Origin of the sequence: Desulfobacter sp. (assembly GCA_028768525.1) — a bacterium.
Classification (GTDB): domain Bacteria; phylum Desulfobacterota; class Desulfobacteria; order Desulfobacterales; family Desulfobacteraceae; genus Desulfobacter.
Genome location: CP054837.1, coordinates 4750857 through 4765866 on the forward strand (window position 1 = coordinate 4750857; position 15010 = coordinate 4765866).

Sequence of the window (15010 nt, forward strand, 5' to 3'; positions counted from 1 at the left end):
GGCATGTTTACATCTCTTTATTCACGCATTGCTGCAGGCCTGGCCATGCTTTTCCTGTTGATCGGGTTGATTTTTATTGGGGTGACGGTTTTTTCCACGGACATGTACCAGCAGGAGGTGAATCAGAAGCTGAACACCGGCCTGGCCCGTCAGATCGTGAAAGAGTGGCTGCTTATGGACAAAGGCGTGGTCAATGACCATGCCCTCCGGGAAGCCTTCCACATGCTCATGGTGGTGAATCCGGGCATTGAAATCTATCTGCTGGATATTGAAGGGAATATCCTGACCTATTCCGCACCCAGGGGGAGTGTGAAACGCAGGGCCGTGGATATGGAACCGGTGCTGGCCCGGCTGGCCGATCCCGAAGGAAGCGTGCTGATCCAGGGAGACGATCCCCGGGGAACAGACCGGAAAAAGGTGTTTTCAGCGGCACCCATCACCCGGGAGGGGCGTCTGGAGGGCTATCTTTACGTCATCCTCGGGGGAGAGCAATACGATACGGTGGTGGACAAGCTCAAGGGCAGCTATATCATCCAGCTTTCCACCTGGATGATGGGGGCGGGCCTGATTTTTACCTTTGCTTCAGGACTGGTGCTCTTTGCCCTGCTCACCGGGCGCCTTAAAAAACTAGTGGCTGCCGTGGATGGGTTCCGCCCCGGCAAGGACGCGGCGGATCTGAATCTGCCCATGGCCGAGGAAGAGGGCGGGAATGATGAAATCCACCGGCTGGCCAGGACCTTCAAAGGCATGGCCGTCCGAATCCAGAGGCAGATGTCGGCACTGGATGCCTCGGACAAATTGCGGCGGGAACTGGTGGCCAATGTCTCCCACGACCTGCGCACCCCTTTGGCCACCCTCCAGGGGTATATGGAAACCATGCTGATCAATGAAGGCCGCCACTCCCCGGAGGAGCGGCGCCACTACCTTGAGGTGGCCATCAAGCACTGCCTTCGGCTCAACCGTCTGGTCAGCGAACTGCTGGAACTGGCCCGGATGGAATCGGCGGAGATGAAAATCAGCCCCGAACCCTTTTTGCTGGATGAACTGGCTGGGGACATTGTCCAGAAATTCAGCCTCCGGGCCCGGGCGTCGGGTATACGGCTGGAGATCCTTCCCCCGGAGCGGCCGGCTTTTGTCATGGCCGACATTGCACTGGTTGAACGGGCACTGGAAAACCTCATTGAAAACGGGCTGCGCCATACACCGGCCCAGGGGAGGGTGGGGGTGGAAATTTCATCCGGAAACAGTGTCCGGGCGGCGGTAAGGGATACCGGACCCGGAATACCCGAGGATGAACTGCCCTTTATCTTTAACCGGTTTTTTCATGCCGGCGGGGAGATGGATGATGACACCCGGCATACGGGCCTGGGCCTGGCCATCACCCAAAAGATCGTCGAACTCCACGGCAGCCGGCTGGGGGTGGAAACAGGGCCGGAGGGCACCTGCTTTTCCTTTGGGCTTCCCCGGTCTTCCCCGGGGGCCTAACCCATTACCGCCCTTGCGGCCCGTCCCAGCTTTTCAACGGCTTTTTCCAATACGGTTTCATCGGCCATGGTGTAGTTCAGGCGCATGGTTTCATGGCCCTGGGAGGCATCGGTGTAGAAAAACTGTCCCGGTACAAAGGCCACCCCGTTTTCAATGGCCTTGTGGTAGAGGTCCATGCCCTTGAGGCCTTTTGGGCCGGCCACCCAAAGGAACATGCCGCCGTCCGAGGGGGATACGGTGAACCCCCCGGGCAGGTGGCGGGAAAGTGCCGCCTCCATGGCCTGCTGCCGGGGGCGGTAGAGGTCGATGATCTTCGGCAGCTGCCGGTCCAGGTAATTGCCGGCCAGGTATTCGGCGGCCAGGGCCTGGTTGAAGGTGGAGGTGTGCAGGTCCACTCCCTGCTTGACCAGCACCAGCCATTCCCTTAAAAATTTCGGGGCGGCGTAGAAGCCGATGCGCAGCCCCGGGGCAAACACCTTGGACAGGGTGGAAATGTAGATGACATTTTCCGGGGCCAGGGTTTTGATGGGGGGAAGGGACTCGCCCCGGTACCGCAGGGCGGAATAGGGATCGTCTTCCACCAGCAGGGCGTTATATTTCTGGATGATCCGGGCGATTTCTTTTCTACGCTCCAGGGTCAGGCTCCGCCCTGTGGGGTTCTGGAAGGTGGGCACCAGGTAGATGAATTTAATCTGGTTGGCTTTAAGGGTCTCTTCCAGGGATTCGGGAATCAGTCCCTCATCGTCCATCTCCATGGCCACATACCGGGGTTCATAGGGGTTGAAGGCGGAAATGGCCCCGAGGTAGGTGGGGGCTTCCAGGGCGATTTTATCCCCTTTGGAGATAAGGAGCTTGGCCGCCGCATCCAGCACCCCCTGGGAGCCCGAAGTGATATTCACCTCATCCGGGGCGACCTGGATTCCCCTGTCTGACAACAGCTGTGCCACCTGTTCCCTTAGGGGCATGAACCCTTCGGTGAGATCGTACTGGAATGCCTGGGATTTGTAATTGGAGAGTACCCGGTCGGTGAGTTCCTGGAAAATTTCCATGGGAAAGCTGTCCGGGGAGGGAATGCCGCCGGCCAGTGAGGTGATGGCCGGATCCGATACCACCTTGAGAATTTCCCTGATGGCATTGGCCTGCATCAGTCCTGTGCGGTCCGCAAGAAGATGTTTGAAATTCGGTTCCCGATCCGATTCGACAGTCATGGGGGGCCTCCTTGGCTTCTGGTAAATAAAGGAGCAGCATATCAGAAAGAAGGTTACCGGGACAGATACAGAAATACAAAATATCCGCCATAACAGATATGGCGGATAATGGATTACAGGCGGTTTACCGGGACATTGGCCAGTTGTTCTTCAAGCCATTCGTCCATCAGTTCCTTGTACTTGTCTTCGGGGTAGCGTGTGCCGCAGGACCTGCAGCATAGATAGACCCGGGTTCAGGTCCGCTTGATCAATAATTTGCCCCCGCAGGAGAGGCATCTGCCGGTGATTTCTTTCATGGTTGTCCTGATAATATTATTCATTTATTGCTTTTCATTTATACCGGGTTAATATAAAACAGGCTCATCAAAAGTCCACTGTAGTATTAAAAAAGATAATTGCCATAGGAGTAAAAATCGCATGACAGATAAAGCGGACCGGTATAAACGGAGTTACCCCATTTCCTGGGACCAACTGCACAGGGATGCCAAGGCCCTGTCCTGGCGGCTTCACAATCCCGACAGAAAATGGAAGGGCATCGTGGCCGTGACCCGGGGCGGGCTCGTTCCCGCAGCCATTATCGCCCGGGAGCTGGGCATCCATCTGATCGACACCATCTGTATCACCAGCTACGACTGGCAGAGCCAGGGGGAGTCCACGGTGCTCAAATCCATGGAGGGTGACGGGGAGGGGCTGCTCATCATTGACGACCTGGTGGACACCGGATCCACGGCTAAAGTGGTCAGGGAAATGCTGCCCAAGGCCTATTTTGCGACGGTATATGCCAAACCCGCGGGCAAGCCCCTGGTGGATGCCCATGTCACCGAGGTCAGCCAGGATACCTGGATCCTCTTTCCCTGGGATTCAGAATCCCAGTTCGTCGCCCCCATCGCAGGCCAATAGGGTCATTAAAAACACAGCCGGACCAGCGCTTTCCGCTGATCCGGCTGTTCCCGTTTCCCGGCGGCTTTCAAAAAAAGGGGCAGGGGTTATTTCTGGGATATAATGTTTCTGTGGGCCATGAGCCGGATGGCGTTGATCCGGATGAATCCTTCGGCATCTTCCTGGTTGTAGCCGCCTTCGATGTCCATGGAGGAAAGATCCTGGTTGTACAGGGATGAGGGCGAGGTCCGGGCGATGGGGTAGGCCACCCCCTTGTACAGTTTCAGGGTCACTTCCCCGTCGATGACTTCCTGGCTCTTGTCCATGGCCGCCATGAGGAATTCCATTTCAGGGCTGAACCAGAAACCGTTGTATACCAGTTCTGAGAATTTGGCCGCCAGCATATCCCTCAGCCGCATGACCTCCCGGTCCATGGCGATCCCTTCGATGTCCTTGTGGGCCTCGTGGAGGATGGTGCCGCCGGGGGTTTCATAGACACCGCGGGACTTGATACCCACGAAGCGGTTTTCCACCATGTCCAGGCGGCCGATGCCGTTCTCCCGTCCAAGCTGGTTCAGGTATTCGAAAAGTTCAAGGGCATCGGTTTTCTCGGTGCCGTCTTCCAGGTTCTTCACCCGTACGGGGACCCCGTCCTTGAATTCAACAATGATGCGGGTGGGGGTTTCCGGGGCATTTTCCGGGGAGACGGTATGGGAGTAAATGCTTTCGTCGCAGATGGCGCCGGGGTCTTCCAGGATGCCGGCCTCGTGGGAGATGTGCAGCAGGTTGTCGTCTTCGCTGTAGGGTTTGGCTGCGGTCTGCTTGGTGGGAATGCCGTGGAGTTCGGCATAGTCCAGCAGGTCGGTCCTGCCCTTGAATTTATTGAGGAAGTCGGCGTTTTTCCAGGGGGCGATGACCTTGATCTGGGGATTAAGGGCATAGTAGGAAAGCTCAAACCGAACCTGGTCGTTGCCCTTGCCCGTAGCGCCGTGGGAGACATACTGGGCGCCGACCTCCTTGGCGATCTCAATCTGTTTTTTGGCAATCAGGGGTCTGGCAATGGCCGTACCCAGCAGATACCGGCCTTCGTACAGGGTATTGGCCTTATATACAGGAAAGATGTAGTCGGTGACAAACTCTTTTCTCATGTCCGCGATGAAGACCTTGGACGCCCCGATCTGGAGGGCTTTTTTCTCGGCCGCTTCAAAATCTTCCTGCTGGCCGATATTGGCCATATACGCAAATACTTCGTACCCTTCTTCCAGCAGCCATTTTAAAATGACGGATGTGTCCAGTCCGCCGGAATAGGCCAGAACTACTTTACCTTTTGCCATTATAAACTCCTCATATATCTATTAGTATTTCTAAGCTTTTATTTGAGCATTGCTATTAATGCAGAAAATTCTTGAAATAGTCAAGGGAGTTGAGTATAAAAAACGCATATTTTTTATAAATTATGCATAAATATGATGATATGCCATGACCATAGCTTCTGAACTCCATCTGCTGCTCTCCCAGGGGGTGACCGGCAACCAGACCCAGCTGGTCCGTGCCCTGAAGGAAAGGGGAATTACCACCACCCAGTCCTCGGTATCCCGGGCCCTGAAAAAAATAAACGCGGTCAAAGGCCAGGACGGCACCGGCAACACGGTCTGGTCCCTGGTGGGGCCGGATCTCAAGGATACGGGCTTTTTTGAATCCCTGGTGACCTCGGTGGCCCATAACTCCCAGCTCATTGTGATCCACACCCGGCCGGGCACGGCAAATACCGTGGCCAAATTCATCGACGACCATGAATTTGATTCCGTACTGGGATCCGTGGCCGGGGATGATACCATTGTCATCGTCCCGGCGGATATCTCGGCGATTAAGGAAACCATCCTTGAGATCAAGGGGTATATGAAACAGATCGGTATTCTTACGGCCTGACCATCAGATCCGGCTGCCCGGAATCCAGGCGAGTAGTGCGCCGGCGATTCTTTTCAGCAAGGGGGTGCGCCGGCTTTTTCCGTGGAAGAAATTCCGTTCCCGGGTGGTCCTTTCCCCGGGCAGGCGTTTCAATGTCTGCTTGAGTCTCAGCCGGTTGATGTAGGTAAAGGGGGGACGGGAGACGGCCGGTTTCCCGTCAAGGGCCTTGGCCCGGTCAAAGACCAGGTCCAGCAGGTGGCGGCTGTTACCTTCCCCGTTCATGCGGGCGGTGCATCCGGCGCAATAGGTGAGGGTGTCTCTGCCCCCGGCCGCTTTCTGCCGTTTTCTAGTCCAGGCCGTTGCCATGCCGGGGTTCCGGCAGCCTGCAGATGCCCCTTCTCCACAGCACAGCGTTTTTGACCCGCTTTGGCGGGACTCAACGGGAGCAATGCCCAGATGCCGGGCCAGGGTTCTGACTGCAGCCTGGGAGGCCGTGTCCAGCCTTGCCTGGCAGGGATCCTGTACCACGGCAGGGACTTCGGGCGACCTCCCCTCTTTTCCATGGGCCGGATCCTCCGCCATGATCTGGTAGATGGTTTTTACCCTGAATTTTCCACAGGTATCAAAGATATTCCGGCAGCTTGGGCAGGCCGTGATGATCTCCCTGACCCCGTTTTCTTCAAGAAAACCCGCCATTTCAAAAAACATGGATTCAAAGAAATCCCGCCGGCCCAGGTCGTGGGAGGGCTTGGTGCAGCAGTCCAGAACCATTCCTGCATGGGGAATCCTTGTTCCCAGGTAGTGGTAGGCCGCCAGGGTCACTCCGGGGCGGGTGCCGGCCAGGGTGCATCCTGGAAAAAATGCCGTGCGGCAGCCCCTGGGCAGGCTGTAAAAGGAGAAGCGTTTTGAGCATCCTGTTTTTTCATACCCCAGTATCCGCCGGTAGGGGGCCAGGTCAGCCTGGCCGGAGGATATGGCTTCCCGCCGCCATTTTAATATCATTGCCGGGGTGTCCAGGCCCCTGGGACAGACAGCAGTACAAAGGCCGCAGAGGCTGCATTCAAAGGCCAGGGTCCGGCAGGTTTCGGGGTCCCGGATGTAGCGCTTGGCCAAGTGTCCCGGGGGGCCGTATCGGGAGAGGAACCGGCATTGGGATGCGCAGGCACCGCAATGAATACAGCTTTCTTCCATCTCTGCTGACACAGGTTCCTTAAAAAATACGGATACGGTTTTCGGATGTTTAAACATTGGTTTTCAATCTGCTGGCAAGTGGCATGTTAATTAAGTATAGAGTTTAAAGAAAGGGGAGGCACAAGTCAAAGTGATAGTTTTAATCTGTTCGTGATGGGATAGGATTGTGAACACCCCACGGCTGCAGCCGCGTTTTTTATCTGCCCTTTTTATCTGCCCAGGGTTAATTGACATTCCATGGGCGAAGTGCAATGATCAACAGTGAATCATGACCCGGCGGTTTTCCGCCCCCAAGAATCTTATGGTTATATCCTTTAAAATCCTGGCCCTTTTATGGGCGGCAAATTTTGTGCCCGTGTTCCTGGCTTATATTTATGAAGAAGAATGGAACGCGCCTGTGGATATGGGGCTGCGGTTTACTGACAAAAAGCCTTTGCTGGGACCCCATAAAACCATCAGGGGATTTTCAGGCGGGATCGCAGCCGGCACCCTTGTGGGATGGGGGCTTGGCCTCCCCTTCCTGGCTGCTGCCGGTGCTTCGGCCCTGAGTATGGGGGGCGATCTTTTCACCAGCTTTGTCAAACGGCGGCTGGATATGGCATCCGGTGCCAATTTCCCGGTGATGGATCAGGTCTTTGAAGGGGCCTTTCCATTTATCATCCTTGTACCGGCCTTTTCGCTATCCCTTGTGCATACCGTTATCCTGGTTGTCGCTTTCACCATTACCGCCTATGGGGGCGCCCGGTTTTTACAAGGGGTGTTGCTGACGGAACCCTTTACCGGGTATACCCGGAAAATCCGTTCAAAGATAAGGTTCAGGGAGTGGCGGGCCTGCGATACCATAGAGTATCCCTTTCACCCCATCATCAATTTTGAACGGACCCTTTATTACCACTGGATGATGAAAACCGTTTTCAAGCTTGCCGGTCTTTACGAGCGGGGAAAGAAAAACGCCCTGGATGTAAAACTTAGACGGATTGAAATGGAATTTAACCGGCTGCCCCCGGGGTTTGACGGCTTCACCCTTCTTTTTATTTCCGACCTCCATCTGGACTGTATGGAGGGCCTTGCCAAACGGGCCGTGGAACTGGTCAAGGGGCTGAAACCGGATCTCTGCATCATGGGCGGGGACTATCGGACCGAGAGTTGGGGCTCCTATTCAAAGGCTCTGGAGCATTTAAAAGACCTGCTGGACCATATTGAGGCAACACATGGCATTTACGCGGTACTTGGAAATCACGACTGCCTTGAAATGGTCAGCCCGTTAAAGGAAAAACAGGTTACCTTCCTGGTCAATGACGCCAGGCCCATTGAAAAAGACGGGGAGAGGATATGGATCGCAGGCGTGGACGATCCCTATTATTTTGAAGGGCATGATCTGCTTGAAACCTTCGGTCCGATACCGGATCAGGACTTTACCCTCTTTGCCGCCCATACCCCGGCGATCTACCGGGAGGCCGCTGCATACCGGCCCGATCTTTATCTTTGCGGCCACACCCATGCCGGCCAGATCCAGCTTCCCGTTCTAGGTCCGGTCATCACCCATTGCAAGACCCCCAGGAAAATGGCGTTTGGCCGATGGACCTACAAAGGCATGCAGGGATATACCAGCGCGGGGCTGGGCACCTCGGGCATACCGGTCCGGTTCAACTGCCATGGCGAAGCCGTGCTCTTCACCCTTAAAAAAAAGGGAGAGGCAGCAGCCTGTTTGAAGTCCAGAACAGATCAGCGGCCTCGTTGCCCGTGACCAGCAGGTCAATGGATTTCTTCCTGATGCCGGCTCGGACGGTCATCAGGAAGTGGTTCAAGGGGCGGTCAGCCGTTGAATTTGATGGATGCATCCTTGGGTAGGGCCAGGCCGCAACTGACTTCCAGGGCCTTTAATACACCGGAAATTACCGGGCAGGACACATGGGGTATGGTTTTAAGGGAAACATCCAGGACCTGGGAGTTCAACTCTCCTGTTGCTTTGTCCTTAAACAATTCCTTCATGATGTTCAGTTCCTGCCCTCCCAGGATATCGTCTACTTTTTTCCAGTTGGGGCATTGGGTGTCCAGGGTGAAGCTTGCCTTGAATCCGGGGGTGCCCTGGGCGTTGACGACGGTGGTAAAACCGCAGATCCCGGCTTTGATTTCAACTGTGGTCATTGGGGCCTTCCTTTAGTGTCTCGCCTGTTATGGATTCAGCCGGTCGTGGATGGTCCGGATATATGCCGGGGTGGTGCCGCAGCAGCCGCCCACCACTTCGACGCCCAATGATTTTATTTTCATGAGGTTATCCGCAAAAAACTCGGCGCTCTCCGGATAGGTGACCGTCTGGTCCGGCCCGGCCTGGGGAAGGCCGGCATTGGGCTGGATCATGACGGGAATGTCCACGGCCTCACGGATTACTCCTGCCAGTTCCACCATGGTATCGCTGCCCATGGCGCAGTTGGCGCCCACAACGCTGGCCCCCTCTCCGGCCAGGGTCCTCATGGATTCAGCCGGCGGGTTGCCCATGATGGTGAAGAACCCTTTTGGGGTCTGCTTGAAGGTCATGGTGCAGGCAATGGGGGTATCGGTTACCGAGCGGATGCCGTGGACGGCGGCCAGGGCCATGTTGAGATCGAACTGGGTTTCAACAATGAAGATATCCACCCCTGCATCGGCCAGGATTCGGGCCTGGTCACTGAAACAGGCCCGGGCGTCCTCCTGGGAGAGGGGGCCCATGGGAGCCAGCATGTCGCCGGCCTCTCCGATGTCGCCGGCAATGAATTTGCCGGGGGCGGCATTGGCCCTTGCCACTTCCACCCCTGCGCGGTTGATCTCTTCCATGGTTTCGGTGACACCCATCTTGGCCAGCTTTACGGCTGAGGCGCCGAAGGTGTTGGTGGTGGCCACATCGGCTCCGGCTTCAAAATAGGCCGAATGGACTTCGCCGATGGCCTCGGGCCGTGTGAGGTTCCAGCGTTCCGGGGCATCGCCTCCCGCAAGGCCCTTGGCAATGAGCATGGAACCCATGCCTCCGTCAAATATCAGTCCCCGGGTTTTTATGGTGTCAAGTATGTTCAATTGGTAATTCTCTCCTGAAAATAGTGTGGTGATTAAAGGATTGTTAGTCTACCCGGGTTTTGTCTATTTTTCAAGAAGGAGACCTGGAAATTTTAGCCTCGTCAAAGGAGGCCATCTCGTCCATGATCCGGCAGGCAGTTTCAGCCAGATCCATGGCCAGGGCGGCGCCTGTACCTTCACCCAGGCGCATGTCCAGGTCCATCACCGGCGCCAGGCCCATCCGGTCCAGGGCGGCGGCCTGGGCCTTTTCCACGGATTTGTGGCCGGAGATAAGATAGCCCTGGATATCCGGGCAGAGCAGATAGGCAATCAGCCCTGCTGCCGTGGAGATTACCCCGTCCAGGATGACGGCGCAGCCCCTGGATGCGGCGGCCAGGGCCGCTCCGGCAATGCCGGCCAGTTCAAAACCGCCCAGGGTCCGGAGGATGTCGAAACCGTTTTCGGGATCAGGATTGTGGAAATCCAGAATCCGCTGGATAACCTCGGTCTTGTGGGAGAGCCCCTTGTTGTCCACGCCGGTCCCCCTGCCGGTGGCCTGGGCCGGGGAGATGCCGGTGACCGCCGAAATGATGGCCGAGGCCGAGGTGGTGTTGCCGATCCCCATCTCGCCCAGGCCCAGGATCTGGGGCAGCCCCCGGGATCCGTCGCCCAGGGATAAAAAGGCCTGGATGCCGTTTTCCAGTGCCCGGACCGCCTCTTCACGGGACATGGCCGGTTCCAGGGCCATGTTCCGGGTGCCCGGGGCCACCTTGGCCCGGATCAGGTCTGGATGGGCTGAAAATTCCTTCTCCACCCCCATGTCCACCACCTTCATCTCAATGCCGTAGCGTCGGCAGAGCACGTTGATGGCGGCCCCGCCGTTTAGAAAATTGTCCACCATCTGGCCGGTGACCTCTTTGGGAAAAGCCGACACCCCCTCTTCGGTTACCCCGTGGTCCCCGGCAAAGACCAGCATGGCTTTCCTGGTTATTGCCGGGTTCAGGGTATTCTGGATCACGGACATCTGAACGCCCAGAGCTTCCAGTTTTCCCAGGGCGCCCAGGGGCTTGCTTTTGTCGTCCATTTTGGCCCGGGCCCGGGGGCCCAGGCCGCCGGTGGGGCGGACCGCCCCGATGGTGGCGGACAGCTGTTGGCTTTCAAAAGAAGCCGCCTCACCGTGCCGGGCCTGTTCCGGCTCCTGCAATGGCGCGGCCTCCTTTGGCCGGCCGGTCGTTTCGCCGGTAAAATCAAGGATATATTTCAGGCCTTCTCCCTTTAATACCCGGGGCAGCAGGTCCGGGGCCTTATCCGGTGGCACCACATCCTCAATGAGCCGGCGCAGGTGTTCTCCGTGTGAAATGAGAAAGGGCAGGGCCTTTTCCATGTCTGATTTTTTCATGCCGTAGGCCCCGGAGACCACGGCCTCTTTATAGTGGACCAGGTTCAGCAGGTTGGTTTCCACGGATTCATTTTTGGTGATGCCGGAGAAAAAGGAGATATGTCCCCCCTTGTCCACCTTGGTGACGGCCTGGCAAAAGGCGATATAGTCCGGGCAGGCGTTGATGACGATGTCAAACAGGCTGTCATGGGTTTCCTTGGCGCAGGCGAGGCCTTCGGCCGCCAGGATGGGGGAGATTCTTTTGATCTTTGCTTCGTCCTTTTCCAGGATAAAGGGATCAAGGTCCAGGGATTTGGCATAGATGGCCGTGATCAGGCCCATGGTCCCCCCGCCGTAGATGAGTATCCGTTTTCCCGGGGCCGCGGGCAGCCTGTCAAAGGCGTTGACCACGCATCCCACAGGCTCGGCGAAACAGGCCACATGGGGATCCAAGGCGGCGGGCACGGGGATGAGGCTGGCACGGGGCAGCACGGCCCTGTGGGCAAAGCCGCCGTCATGGTGGAATCCTGTAATTTTCATTTCATCGCAGAGGTTTTCCCTGCCGGTCAGGCAGTATTTGCATGTGCCGCAGCTTTTGCCCGGCCATACAATGTACCGCCTGCCCCTGTCGTCCCTAACAATCATTTCATGGCCCAGCACCCGGGGAAAGGCCAGGTCCCGGTGTCCCTGTTCCCACATTTTGGCATCGGTCCTGCAGACGGCACAGGCCAGCACGTCGACAAGAACTTCATCGGGTTCCGGGGTTAGTCGGGGCAGGGGCCGAAGTTCCAGCCGGCCCAGTCCCTTGAGCACCATTTGAATCATTATAAATCCTCTTCGGTCAGTACCAGTTTTTTGATACGGATATCCTTGAATCCCTCTGCAGCGGCCTGCTGTTCAAGCGCTCTGACATGGGCCATGCGGTCCATGGGAAATACCGAGGCCTTGTCCAGGCCCACCTCCAGGATAGCCCCGTCCTTGAATCTCAGGTATTGGCCGCCGGTTTTGACGATGAGAAGTTCCATGGCTGCTCCTTAAACCAGTGAGTGGAGTCTGGCAAGCCCCTGTTCCGAGTTTGAGTTTTGGGCTGACACCCATTTTTCAAGGGTTTCAAAGGCGTTTCCCTTTTCGAGGAGCACCGCTGCCTGCTGGATCCCCTGATCCAGATCCCCGGCCTTGCCCGCAGCCAGGAAAATCAGCCCGGCATTGAGGAGCACCGCATCTTTTCTGGCACTGTTTTCCCTGCCGGCCATGAGGCCTGCAAACCGCCGGGCTTCGCGTTTTATATCCTGTTCGGGCTTCAGCGCCTCACCGTCGGTGGCCAGGAGGCCCAGGGGCTTGGGATCAATGGTGAATTGGCTGATTTCCCGGTTGCCGGTTTTTCTGTCTGTGGTGATCCGGGCGCAGTGGGTGGTGCCGCAGATTGAGGCCTCGTCCATGCCCAGCCCCGAATCGGCAACTTCGCCGTGGAGGACAATGGCGCTGTCATAGCCGATTTTCTTCATGACCTGGGATACGGGCATGATCATTTCCTTGGCGTAAACCCCGCGGACCCCGATGGCGGGCAGGGCAGGGTTGGCCAGGGAGGCGGCAATGTTCAGGGTGGAGCCGAAAAACATCTGGGAGAGAATCCGGCCCAGGGCGTTGGGGTGGATATGGGGGCTCATCCCGTTGAACAGGCCCAGGCCCGCGGATGTGATGCTCCGGGCCACTGTCTGGGCGGTGCATTCCACATCCACCCCCAGGGCTTCGGCCATGTCCACGGTGCCGCATACCGATGTGATGGCCCTGGCCCCGTGGCGGGCCATGGGTACATCCCCTGCCGCGGCAATGATGGATGCGGCAGTACTGATGTTGAAGGTTTTAAAGGTATCCATGCCGGTGCCGGAGTTTTCGGCCACGGCCAGGTCCAGGCTCACCTTGGCGGTGTCCAGTTCATAGATGGCTTCCCAGGCGCCGGCCACCTCTTCGGCGCTTTCCCCCTTGGCGGTGAGGGCGGCCAGAAATGCGCCCTGCTGGATATCGGTGGTGGCATTTCCCAGGACGGTGGAAAAGGCGTCGTAGGCTTCCCGGCGGGAGAGGTTTTCTTTGTTGATCAGGCGGGTGATTACCGCCCCAAAGGCTTTATCGGTCTCAACGGACATAAGTATCCTCCAAAATTAATCATTTTACAGGATCTTATTCCAGCGGCAATCCTTGGATCTTTTCGCCCGGGCAGGCTTTCCGGCTGGCGGATCAATCTCGGCCCTGCGCCTTCCCCCTTAGAATGGATCGGCTAAAGAGTGGCATATTGCAGGCCTCGTCCCCGGTCACGGCAACGGCTGGTATGCAACGGAATCTCACCGTTTTTCCTATTACCCCTGGCCCCGTTTTTGGATTTATTTAACGGGGTGTCGGGCACCCTGGCAATGTGGCGAAGTATAGGTGATGACAGGGGAATTTGTCAACACCGTGGGCCGTGGATTCAAAAATCGAGGCAAAATAAAGTATGGGAGTGCCACTGCAGGGGAGGGCGAGATGTTTTTTCTGCCCAAACATCTCAATTAGTTTTCTGAAAAAGTAAGGTAATTAATGTATTAAATGTAGCCTTTAACGCCGGAAGCCAGGGGTAGTCAGGGCTTCCACTGACTTGACTAAAAGTGATTAATGTTCAATTCCCACGGTTTGTCGAAAGTCCGCCAGCCCTTGGCTGTCCCACCGGGCTGACCGGTTATATGCTTATAAATACAAGGGCCACTAAAGCGATGAGGCCAAAGGTTATTAAAGTTATAATAGTAAGCGGGACTTTACCATAATAGCCCAAAAAATCATGTCTCATGGCCTTATTTTTTTCTGAAAAAGGATCGTGTATCCTCAATCCATCCACAACTCGTGCCCATGTTTCCTCTGATTTGATTTGTTCAAGTATCGGCTTTCCCTCAAGGGGATTCTTGTACAGTGATGCTGGCACTGTTTTCTGAAATTCTTCCCTTTTTTTTCTTGACCAACGAGCAGCGACGAACATTACAACGCCGATCAAAAATATAAATATAAGGGCTAAAATTGTCTGAATCATTTCAAGGTTCATGGCATATAACGTGCGGGTAACTTGGCGGGCGCGTCGTTTTGCCCGCTCAAGTTCACCCGGTGGTTAGCATTTTAGCTCTCAATCTGAGTATCTCATAAGCTCCATCTTAGTTTTTGCCCAAGATAAATATTTCGCTACGATTTTGAACTCTCCTCTAAGCCCTGTAGACATCTCTAATAAATCTTGGAATGTCATTTTTTTAAATTCGAGATATCGTTGAATATGAAGATTTAAATAATTATGAGCAGCTTTAAACATAAGGATAAATTGAAATTTATAAAAGAAGATCACCAAAAGGATCGTTAAACTCCAAAGTGTGGTTAAAAATATTTGAGGACTATTAAATTTTTCGTACAATAGCATAGATAGTATGAGCGCTGCCATCAATACGATTAATATTAAACCTTCTGCATTCCCTGCTGCTTTACTTGATGACTTTTGTTTATTTATCTCGTGAAAAATACCTTGAAATAATGACAACATATGTCTTGAAATTCCATCGGTTATATTTAAATCTTCTTCAGAAGATGGTATTGATGTGTTTATAAGTTCTGGATTTGATTTTTTTATAAAATTAGTCGATGGCGTTATGATATTAGAACTTGGTGCTGACTTTTGTATTGCCTTTTCAGGCAATTCGGAAGGGACTGCGCACAAACGGCATTTAACATACTTTTGGACTTCTTTGTATTTGCCTCTGATGAAATATAGATGTGATGCTTTGAGGACTCTAAATGTATCTGCAACAACTCTTTCACCACAGATCGGACAATCAATAGCTACTGAACCAATAGGTTCTTCTTTAACTCTTGTACCCCATACTAAAACAAAACCTGCCATTTGACGTTTTCCTTGTTTTTATGA

Annotated in this window: 14 protein-coding genes and 1 riboswitch; of the genes, 4 read left to right on the forward strand and 10 right to left on the reverse strand. The window is 55.1% G+C overall.

What is annotated here, in order from left to right:
* Positions 1-3: 3 nt before the first annotated feature.
* Positions 4-1485, forward strand: a complete 1482-nt coding sequence (locus HUN04_20900; GenBank protein WDP92043.1) for a HAMP domain-containing histidine kinase — start codon at positions 4-6, stop codon at positions 1483-1485.
* Here HUN04_20900 and HUN04_20905 read toward each other — a convergent pair.
* Entirely contained in the window at positions 1482-2693 is a 1212-nt protein-coding gene (locus HUN04_20905) for a PLP-dependent aminotransferase family protein (GenBank protein ID WDP92044.1), read from the reverse strand. The genes HUN04_20900 and HUN04_20905 overlap by 4 nt on opposite strands.
* Before the next feature lie 417 nt (positions 2694-3110).
* On the opposite strand from HUN04_20905, the gene gpt reads away from it, so the two are divergent.
* Positions 3111-3593 carry a xanthine phosphoribosyltransferase gene (gpt, locus tag HUN04_20910; protein ID WDP92045.1) on the forward strand — a complete coding sequence of 161 codons (483 nt, stop codon included), beginning with the start codon at positions 3111-3113 and terminating at the stop codon, positions 3591-3593.
* A gap of 86 nt (positions 3594-3679) precedes the next feature.
* On the opposite strand, the gene HUN04_20915 is transcribed toward gpt, so the two are convergent.
* Positions 3680-4906 carry an argininosuccinate synthase gene (locus HUN04_20915; protein ID WDP92046.1) on the reverse strand — a complete coding sequence of 409 codons (1227 nt, stop codon included), beginning with the start codon at positions 4904-4906 and terminating at the stop codon, positions 3680-3682.
* Positions 4907-5051: 145 nt separating this feature from the next.
* Here HUN04_20915 and HUN04_20920 point away from each other — a divergent pair, with 145 nt between their 5' ends.
* The gene (locus HUN04_20920; GenBank protein WDP92047.1) at positions 5052-5501 is read left to right on the forward strand and encodes an arginine repressor; all 450 of its coding nucleotides are present in this window, start codon (positions 5052-5054) and stop codon (positions 5499-5501) included.
* Between the two features lie 3 nt (positions 5502-5504).
* On the opposite strand, the gene HUN04_20925 is transcribed toward HUN04_20920, so the two are convergent.
* A complete protein-coding gene (locus HUN04_20925; GenBank protein ID WDP92048.1) occupies positions 5505-6728 on the reverse strand; it encodes a (Fe-S)-binding protein in 1224 nt (407 codons plus the stop codon).
* Between the two features lie 244 nt (positions 6729-6972).
* Here HUN04_20925 and HUN04_20930 point away from each other — a divergent pair, with 244 nt between their 5' ends.
* Complete coding sequence (locus HUN04_20930) at positions 6973-8418, forward strand: CDP-archaeol synthase (GenBank protein ID WDP92049.1); 1446 nt, start codon at positions 6973-6975, stop codon at positions 8416-8418.
* A gap of 68 nt (positions 8419-8486) precedes the next feature.
* Here HUN04_20930 and HUN04_20935 read toward each other — a convergent pair whose 3' ends face one another.
* The 7 genes from HUN04_20935 to HUN04_20965 form a co-directional block, all read right to left on the reverse strand.
* A complete protein-coding gene (locus HUN04_20935; protein WDP92050.1) occupies positions 8487-8819 on the reverse strand; it encodes a hypothetical protein in 333 nt (110 codons plus the stop codon).
* Positions 8820-8846: 27 nt separating this feature from the next.
* Positions 8847-9722, reverse strand: a complete 876-nt coding sequence (locus tag HUN04_20940) for a homocysteine S-methyltransferase family protein (GenBank protein ID WDP92051.1) — start codon at positions 9720-9722, stop codon at positions 8847-8849.
* Between the two features lie 70 nt (positions 9723-9792).
* Positions 9793-11904: a nicotinate-nucleotide--dimethylbenzimidazole phosphoribosyltransferase gene (gene cobT / locus HUN04_20945; protein ID WDP92052.1), complete on the reverse strand. Its 2112-nt coding sequence runs from the start codon at positions 11902-11904 to the stop codon at positions 9793-9795.
* Positions 11904-12104, reverse strand: a complete 201-nt coding sequence (locus HUN04_20950; protein WDP92053.1) for a hypothetical protein — start codon at positions 12102-12104, stop codon at positions 11904-11906. The genes cobT and HUN04_20950 overlap by 1 nt, the downstream gene beginning before the upstream one ends.
* 9 nt (positions 12105-12113) lie before the next feature.
* Positions 12114-13223, reverse strand: a complete 1110-nt coding sequence (gene trpD, locus HUN04_20955; GenBank protein WDP92054.1) for an anthranilate phosphoribosyltransferase — start codon at positions 13221-13223, stop codon at positions 12114-12116.
* Between the two features lie 51 nt (positions 13224-13274).
* A riboswitch (cobalamin riboswitch) is annotated at positions 13275-13499 on the reverse strand.
* Positions 13500-13789: 290 nt separating this feature from the next.
* Positions 13790-14146, reverse strand: a complete 357-nt coding sequence (locus HUN04_20960; protein WDP92055.1) for a hypothetical protein — start codon at positions 14144-14146, stop codon at positions 13790-13792.
* 78 nt (positions 14147-14224) lie between these two features.
* The gene (locus tag HUN04_20965) at positions 14225-14986 is read right to left on the reverse strand and encodes a hypothetical protein (GenBank protein WDP92056.1); all 762 of its coding nucleotides are present in this window, start codon (positions 14984-14986) and stop codon (positions 14225-14227) included.
* Between the last annotated feature and the right edge of the window lie 24 nt (positions 14987-15010).

Coding starts and splice junctions, on each gene's coding strand:
- HUN04_20925 (WDP92048.1), bottom strand. CDS start 6,728: ATGTTTAAACATCCGAAAACCGTATCCGTATTTTTTAAGGAACCTGTG.
- HUN04_20950 (WDP92053.1), bottom strand. CDS start 12,104: ATGGAACTTCTCATCGTCAAAACCGGCGGCCAATACCTGAGATTCAAG.
- HUN04_20935 (WDP92050.1), bottom strand. CDS start 8,819: ATGACCACAGTTGAAATCAAAGCCGGGATCTGCGGTTTTACCACCGTC.
- trpD (WDP92054.1), bottom strand. CDS start 13,223: ATGTCCGTTGAGACCGATAAAGCCTTTGGGGCGGTAATCACCCGCCTG.
- HUN04_20960 (WDP92055.1), bottom strand. CDS start 14,146: ATGAACCTTGAAATGATTCAGACAATTTTAGCCCTTATATTTATATTT.
- HUN04_20920 (WDP92047.1), top strand. CDS start 5,052: ATGACCATAGCTTCTGAACTCCATCTGCTGCTCTCCCAGGGGGTGACC.
- HUN04_20905 (WDP92044.1), bottom strand. CDS start 2,693: ATGACTGTCGAATCGGATCGGGAACCGAATTTCAAACATCTTCTTGCG.
- cobT (WDP92052.1), bottom strand. CDS start 11,904: ATGATTCAAATGGTGCTCAAGGGACTGGGCCGGCTGGAACTTCGGCCC.
- HUN04_20965 (WDP92056.1), bottom strand. CDS start 14,986: ATGGCAGGTTTTGTTTTAGTATGGGGTACAAGAGTTAAAGAAGAACCT.
- HUN04_20930 (WDP92049.1), top strand. CDS start 6,973: ATGGTTATATCCTTTAAAATCCTGGCCCTTTTATGGGCGGCAAATTTT.
- HUN04_20915 (WDP92046.1), bottom strand. CDS start 4,906: ATGGCAAAAGGTAAAGTAGTTCTGGCCTATTCCGGCGGACTGGACACA.
- HUN04_20900 (WDP92043.1), top strand. CDS start 4: ATGTTTACATCTCTTTATTCACGCATTGCTGCAGGCCTGGCCATGCTT.
- gpt (WDP92045.1), top strand. CDS start 3,111: ATGACAGATAAAGCGGACCGGTATAAACGGAGTTACCCCATTTCCTGG.